Source organism: Pseudomonas sp. BIOMIG1BAC, assembly GCF_001705995.2.
Taxonomy (GTDB): Bacteria; Pseudomonadota; Gammaproteobacteria; order Pseudomonadales; family Pseudomonadaceae; genus Aquipseudomonas; species Aquipseudomonas sessilinigenes.
On sequence record NZ_CP049045.1, the window covers coordinates 5498843 to 5506666 of the forward strand.

Annotated in this window: 1 protein-coding gene; it reads right to left on the reverse strand. The window is 64.8% G+C overall.

What is annotated here, in order from left to right; all coding sequences use genetic code 11:
* The gene (locus ATY02_RS25430) at window positions 1-7824 is read right to left on the reverse strand and encodes a non-ribosomal peptide synthetase (RefSeq protein WP_164823714.1); all 7824 of its coding nucleotides are present in this window, start codon (window positions 7822-7824) and stop codon (window positions 1-3) included.

Here is a 7824-nt window from a genome sequence, read left to right on the forward strand (position 1 = left end):
TCAGGAAGTCAATTTATCCAAATCTTCTGCTGATAGACGTTTGAGGGCCTCCAGGGATTTAGCCAATGCATCCTGCACCGGCGAAATATTTGTCTGCTGCGCTGCGACATGGGCACAGAACTCGGCCAGGGTCGGTGTGGTGAAGATCGACTTGACGTCAATCTCGCTGTGCAGCTGCTCGCGCAATCGCACCACCACTTGGGTGGCCAGCAACGAGTGCCCGCCCAACTCGAAGAAGTTGTCCTTCAAGCCGACCCGTTCCACTTCCAGTACCTGCGCCCAGATCTGCGCAACCTGTTGCTCCAGCGGGCTCTGCGGTGCCACGTACTCCCGCGCCTGCAAGCTGGCATCGGGCTTGGGCAGGGCCTTTCGGTCCAGCTTGCCATTGGGGCTCAGCGGCATCTGCTCCAGCAGCACCCACTGCGCCGGCACCATGTAGTCCGGCAGGTGCGCGGCCAGGTGGGCACTCAGTACTTCGCGCCAGTCTTCGCCAGCGCCGTCCAGCACCAGATAACCCACCAGGTGTTGGTTATCCACCGCCAGTACCGCGGCCTCACGTACTCGCTCGTGCTCCAGCAGTCGCGCCTCGATCTCGCCCAACTCGATGCGCAGGCCCCGCAGCTTGACTTGATGGTCGATACGTCCAGCGTATTCGATCACCCCGTCTTCGCGATAACGCGCCAGGTCGCCGGTACGGTACAGGCGCTCACCGGCCACGAACGGATGGGCCACGAAGCGTTCGGCGCTCAAGGCCGGACGGCGGTGGTATCCACGGGCCAGGCCCACGCCGCCCAGGTACAGCTCGCCCAGCACACCCACTGGCACCGGCTCGAAGTTGCTGTCCAGGATGTAGCAGCCCAGATTGGCGATCGGACGGCCGATCGGCACACCGTCGCGGCCTTCATCGACACAGGTCCAGTGAGTCACATCGATTGCCGCTTCGGTCGGGCCATACAGGTTGTACAACCCGGCCTTTGGCAACTTGGCGAACACTTGCTGCTGGGCATCCACCGGCAATGCTTCGCCGCTGCAAACGATGCGTTGCAGGCTGGTGCACGAACCCACATCACGATCCTGCAGGAAGGCCTGCAGCATCGACGGCACGAAGTGCAAGGTCGTGACCTGCTCGGCATTGATCAGGCTCACCAGACGGGCCGGATCGCGGTGATCCCCCGGGGCCGCCACCACCAGCCGTGCGCCGGTCATCAGCGGCCAGAAAAACTCCCATACCGAGACGTCGAAGCTGAATGGGGTCTTCTGCAAGACCGTGTCGCCAGCACCCAGGCCATAGGCCTCCTGCATCCAGCACAGGCGGTTGAGCAGTGCCGAATGCCGGTTGCCGGCACCCTTGGGCTGGCCGGTGGAGCCGGAGGTGTAGATCACGTAGGCCAGGTTCTCGCCGTCCAGGGCGATCTGCGGGTTCTCTTCGCTGTAACCTGCCAGGCTGGCTTCGAGCTGATCCAGAGCCAGGCATTCCACCTCAGCGCTGAGTGGCAGCTGCTCCAGCAAATGCGCCTGGGTCAGCAGCAGTTTCACGCCGCTGTCTTCGAGCATGTAAGCCAAACGTTCGCGTGGGTATTCCGGGCCCAGCGGTACATAGGCGCCACCGGCCTTGAGCACCGCCAGCAGGCCCACCACCATCTCGATCGAGCGCTCCACCGCCAGCCCCACCAGCACATCCGGGCCGACCCCGGCCTGGATCAGGTGATGGGCCAGGCGGTTGGCACGACGGTTGATTTCGGCATAGCTCAGGCGCTGCTGACCAAAGACCAGGGCCGGGGCTTCGGGAGCCAGGGCTACCTGTTCCTCGATCAACTGGTGCACCTGGCGTTGCAACGGGTAGTCACGCTCGGTGGCGTTCCATTGCTCCAGCACCTGGCGCCGCTCGGCAAGGTCGAGCATCGGCAGCTCACCCAGGCTCTGGGTGCTGTCGGCAAGCATGCCCAGCAGCAGGTTGGTCAGGTGCCGACCGTAGGACTCCACGCTTTGCGCGGTGAAACTGGCCCGGGCGAAGCTGAATTGCAATGACAGCGTCGCGCCAAGGTCCACCAGCAGGGTCAAGGGATAGCTGGTCTGCTCGTGCGCCTGGGGCACACCGAAGCCGATACCGCTGCCGCCCTGCTCCAGCGCCTTGGATACCGGGTAGTTCTCGAATACCAGGATGTTGTCGAACAGCGCCTCGCCACCCTGGCTGGCCCAGCGCTGGATGTCGTACAAGGCGGTGTGTTCATGTTCACGCAAGGCCAGGTTGCGCTCCTGCACATCCTGCAGCCACTGCGCCACCGAACGCTGGGCATCGACGGCGCAAATCACCGGCAAGGTATTGATGAACAGGCCAATCTGCTGCTCGATCCCGGCCAGTTCAGCCGGGCGACCGGCCACGGTGGCGCCGAAGGTCACCACCGACTGCCCGCTATGGCGTTGCAGCAGGATCAGCCAGGCCGCCTGGATCAAGGTATTGAGGGTGACTTTCTGGCTGCGGGCGAAAGCCTCCAGGCGTCCGGTCAGCTCGGCATCCAGGGCCCAGCGGTACTCGCCATGGCCCTGTGCAGCCAAGGGCAGGTTGCTGCCCAACCGCGTCGGTGCCGGCAACTGGCTCAACTGCTCGCGCCAGAAGGCCTCGGTCGCCTTGGCATCCCGTTGTTGCAACCAGCCGATGTAGTCGCGATAGCGGCCACTGGCCTCCGGCACCGCTACGCCGGCATAGCGTTGCAATACTTCACCAAACAACCGCGAATTGCTCCAACCGTCCATGAGGATGTGATGGTTGGTGTAGATCAGCTCATGGCGCTGCTCCCCCGTACGCACCAGCAGCACTCGCACCAGGGGCGCCCGGGCCAGGTCGAAACCCTGGCGGCGCTGGGCTTGCTGCAGGTTCTGCAGCTCTTGTTCGAGCTCGGGCATGGCGCGCCAATCGAGTTCTTCGATCGGCAGGCTGGCCTGGCGATAGACCACCTGGCACGGCCATTCCAGCTGGCCTTGCCAGAAGTAGCCGCTGCGCAGCACTTCCTGGGCCTGCACCGTGGCCTGCCAGGCCTGCCGGAAACGGCTCACATCCAGGTTGTCGACCGTGACCCGGATCTGGTTGATGTAGTCGCCCGCCGCCTGTTCATAGAGGGTATGGAACAACATGCCCTGCTGCATCGGCGACAAGGCATAGATGTCCTCGATGTCGCTAGCCACCAGGGGCAGGGACTCGAGCTGGGGCTGGGTCAGCCTGGCCAGGGGGAAGTCCGAAGCGGTGACGCCAGCGTTGCCCGGGGTGCAGCAGTGCTCCACCAGGGCCGCCAGTTCGCGGGCATAGTCCTGGCTCAACTGTTCGATCACCGCTTCATCGAACATCAGCGGGCTGAAGGTCCAGCTCATGTGCAACTCGCCGCCATACACCTGGCCGTTGAGGGTCAGCCAGTTACCCAGCGCAGCCTCGGGGCTCTGCTCGGCGCCGGTGCTTTCCGCTGCTGGGGTAAACAGGCCGTCTGGCTGGTCGAAGCTGCCATCGACCTGCCCCAGGTAGTTGAAGGTGATGCGCGGCACCGGCAACAGGCTGAAGGCCTGGCGGGTCTGCTCGTCCCCGAGGTAGCGCAAGGCACCAAAACCCAGGCCCTTGTTCGGCACGGCGCGCAGCTGCTCCTTGACCTGCTTGATCGAGCCCGCCAGGTCGGCGGCCGGGGTCAGGCGCACCGGGAACAGGCTGGTGAACCAGCCCAGGGTGCGCGTCAGGTCCAGGTCCTCGAACAGCTCCTCGCGGCCGTGCCCCTCGAGCTGGACCAGGCTGGAGGCATGACCGGTCCAGCGGCAGATCACCCGGGCCAGGGCCGTCAGCAGCAGGTCGTTGATCTGCGTCCGATAGGCCGTGGGCGCCTGCTGCAGCAGTTGCCGGGTACGCTGCGCATCGAGCTGGCTGACCAGGGTCCGGGCCAGGCGTCCCGGACGAGCGCCCTGGGGATCGCGGCACGGCAATTCGGCGCTCACGTCCTGCAACTGTTGTTGCCAGTAGTCTTGTTCCTGGTGCATCGCGGCGCTGCGGGCATGGGCTTGCAGGCGCTCGGCCCAGGTCTTGAACGCCGACGTCTTGGCCGGCAGTCGCTGCTGGCGACCCTCGACCGACTGCTGATAAAGGTTCTGCAAATCTTCAAGAAAGATCCGCCAGGAAACGCCATCCACCACCAGGTGGTGCATGACCAGCAACAGACGCTGGCTGCCATCGGGCAACTCAGCCAGCACTGCCCGCAACAACCGGCCCTGTTGCAGATCGAGGCTGCGCTGGGCGCGTTCGCACAGTTCTTGCAGCTCATCGGCAGCCTCCAGGCGGGCCTGCCAGAGCAAGGTCGTTGCCACAGCATCATGCCGGGCCTTCCAGCCGTCGGCCTGCGGGCTGAAGCTCAGGCGCAGCACATCGTGATGCGCCACCAGCGCCTGGAGTGCCGCTTCCAACAGGTCCGCGCGCACCGGTTGGCGCGGCGTCAACAGCAAGGACTGGTTCCAGTGATGCCGATCCGGCAGGTCCATGGCGAAAAACAGCTGCTGGAAAGGCAGCAATGGTGTCTCGCCCTGCACCGGCCCCTGGTCGATCACCTGCACGGCCTGCAACTGGGCCACCCGCGCCAGGCTGCGCACGGTCTGGTGCTGGAACAGCGCCTTGGGGGTGAAGTGGATCCCGGCCGCCCGGGCCCGGCTGACCACCTGAATCGAGATGATCGAATCGCCACCACGCTCGAAGAAGTTATCGTTCAGGCCCACCTGCTCGATACCCAGCACCTCGGCCCAGATCGCGGCGATCTGTTGTTCCAAAAGACTTTGTGGAGCCTCATAGGCTTGGGCGGACTGCGCCTTGTCCGGCTTGGGCAAAGCCTTGCGGTCCAGCTTGCCGTTGGGGCTCAGGGGCATCTGCTCCAGCAGCACCCACTGCGCCGGCACCATGTAGTCCGGCAGGTGCGCGGCCAGGTGGACACTCAGTACTTCACGCCAGTCCTCGCCCGCGCCGTCCAGCACCAGATAACCCACCAGGTGTTGGTTATCCACCGCCAGTACCGCGGCCTCACGTACTCGCTCGTGCTCCAGCAGTCGCGCCTCGATCTCGCCCAACTCGATACGCAGGCCCCGCAGCTTGACCTGATGGTCGATACGCCCGGCGTATTCGATTACCCCGTCTTCGCGATAACGCGCCAGGTCGCCGGTACGGTACAGGCGCTCGCCGGCCACGAACGGATGGGCCACGAAGCGTTCGGCGCTCAAGGCCGGGCGGCGGTGGTAACCACGGGCCAGGCCCACTCCACCCAGGTACAACTCGCCCAGTACACCCACCGGCACCGGCTCGAAGTTGCTGTCCAGGATGTAGCAGCCCAGATTGGCGATCGGCCGGCCGATCGGCACGCCATCGCGGCCTTCATCGACACAGGTCCAGTGGGTCACATCGATTGCCGCTTCGGTCGGGCCATACAGGTTGTACAACCCGGCCTTTGGCAACTTGGCGAACACTTGCTGCTGGGCATCCACCGGCAATGCTTCGCCGCTGCAAACGATGCGTTGCAGGCTGGTGCACGAACCCACATCACGATCCTGCAGGAAGGCCTGCAGCATCGACGGCACGAAGTGCAAGGTCGTGACCTGCTCGGCATTGATCAGGCTCACCAGACGGGCCGGATCGCGGTGATCCCCCGGGGCCGCCACCACCAGCCGTGCGCCGGTCATCAGCGGCCAGAAAAACTCCCATACCGAGACGTCGAAGCTGAATGGGGTCTTCTGCAAGACCGTGTCGCCAGCACCCAGGCCATAGGCCTCCTGCATCCAGCACAGGCGGTTGAGCAGTGCCGAATGCCGGTTGCCGGCACCCTTGGGCTGGCCGGTGGAGCCGGAGGTGTAGATCACGTAGGCCAGGTTCTCGCCGTCCAGGGCGATCTGCGGATTTTCTTCGCTGTAACCCGCCAGGCTGGCTTCGAGCTGATCCAGGGCCAGGCATTCCACCTCAGCGCTGAGTGGCAGCTGCTCCAGCAGATGCGCCTGGGTCAGCAGCAACTTCACGCCACTGTCTTCGAGCATGTAGGCCAGGCGCTCGCGTGGGTATTCCGGGTCCAGCGGCACATAGGCGCCACCGGCCTTGAGTACTGCCAGCAGGCCCACCACCATCTCGATCGAACGTTCCACCGCCAGCCCCACCAGCACATCCGGGCCGACCCCGGCCTGGATCAAGCGATGGGCCAGGCGGTTGGCCCGGCGGTTGAGTTCGGCATAGCTCAGGCGCTGCTGGCCGAACACCAGGGCCGGGGCTTCGGGAGCCAGGGCTACCTGTTCCTCGATCAACTGGTGCACCTGGCGTTGCAGCGGGTAGCCACGCTCGGTGGCGTTCCACTGATGAACGATGCGCTGGCGCTCTTCAGCCTCCAGCAGGGCCAGGTCCTGGATCGGCAAAGTCGGATCGGCCACGGCCGAGCGCAGCAGGTTCTGCCAGTGGCGCGCCAGGCGCTCGATGCTCGCGTGGGTGAACAGGTCGGTGGCGTAGGTCAGGGAGGCCCAGATATCCTCGGCGGTTTCCTGGGTGTCCAGGCTCAGGTCGAACTGGGCGCTCTGGTTGTCCCACTCCAGGCTGGCCACTCGCAGGCCGGGCAACTGCGTCTCGCCGGCGTCGGCCTGGGCATTGGCCTGGTGGTTGAACATCACCTGGAACAACGGGTTGTGGCTCAGGCTGCGCTCCGGTTGCAGCGCCTCGACCAACTGCTCGAACGGCAGGTCCTGGTGGGCCTGGGCTTCCAGCGCGCGGCGCTTGGCCTGCTGCAGAAGCTGCGCAAACGTCAGCTGCCCGTCGATATCGGCCTTGAGCACCTGGGTATTGACGAAGAAACCGATCAGGCGCTCGACTTCCACCCGGTTGCGGTTGGCGATCGGCACCCCGACGCGGATGTCCTGCTGGCCGCTGTGGCGATGCAACAAGGCCTGGAACGAGGCCAGCAGGACCATGAACAGGGTCACACCCTCACGCTGGGCCAACCCCTTGAGTGCCGCTACCAGCCCTTGTTCCAGGGCCACATCCAGGCGTGCGCCACGGTAGCTCTGTTGTGCCGGGCGAGGATGATCGAACGGCAACTCCAGCACCGGCTGGACACCGCCGAGCAGCGCCAGCCAGTACTCCAGCTGCCGCGCCTTCTCCCCTGACTCCATCCAGCTGCGTTGCCACAGGGCGTAATCGGCATACTGGATCGCCAGGGCCGGCAACGCGCACTCCTGCCCCTGGCTGTAAGCAGCGTATAGCTGCATCAGTTCCTGGACCATGACCTGCATCGACCAGCCATCGGACACGATGTGGTGCTGCACCAGCACCAGCACGTGCTCTTCTTCGCCCAGGCGCAGCAGGCTGGCCCGCAACAATGGGCCTTGCAGCAGGTCGAAAGGCCGGGCCATTTCCTCCTCGACCCGTTCCTTGAGGCGGGCTTCGTCGATCGGCTCCAGGACGATCTCGATCGAAGCCTGGGCCAGCACTTGCTGGGTCATGCGATTGTCTTGCAGGTGCAGGCGGGTGCGCAGGCTTTCGTGGCGCGCGACCAGGCTGTCGAAGCTGCGCTGCAAGGCCGCGATGTCCAGGCGTCCGCTCAGGCGCAATGCGCCGGGCACATGATAGGCGGCACTGTCGGGCTCCAACTGCCAGAGAAACCACTGGCGCTCCTGGGCATAGGACAGCGGCAGGTTGTCGTTGCTTTCGCGAACGGAGGCGATGGGCAGTTGGGCGAAGCTCATGCCACGGCTTTGCAGGCGCTGGTAGAACTGCTTGCGCTGCTCCAGAGGCAGTCGAAGAAAGCGCGATACCAGATCGATGTTTGGGTTGGAAAGCAT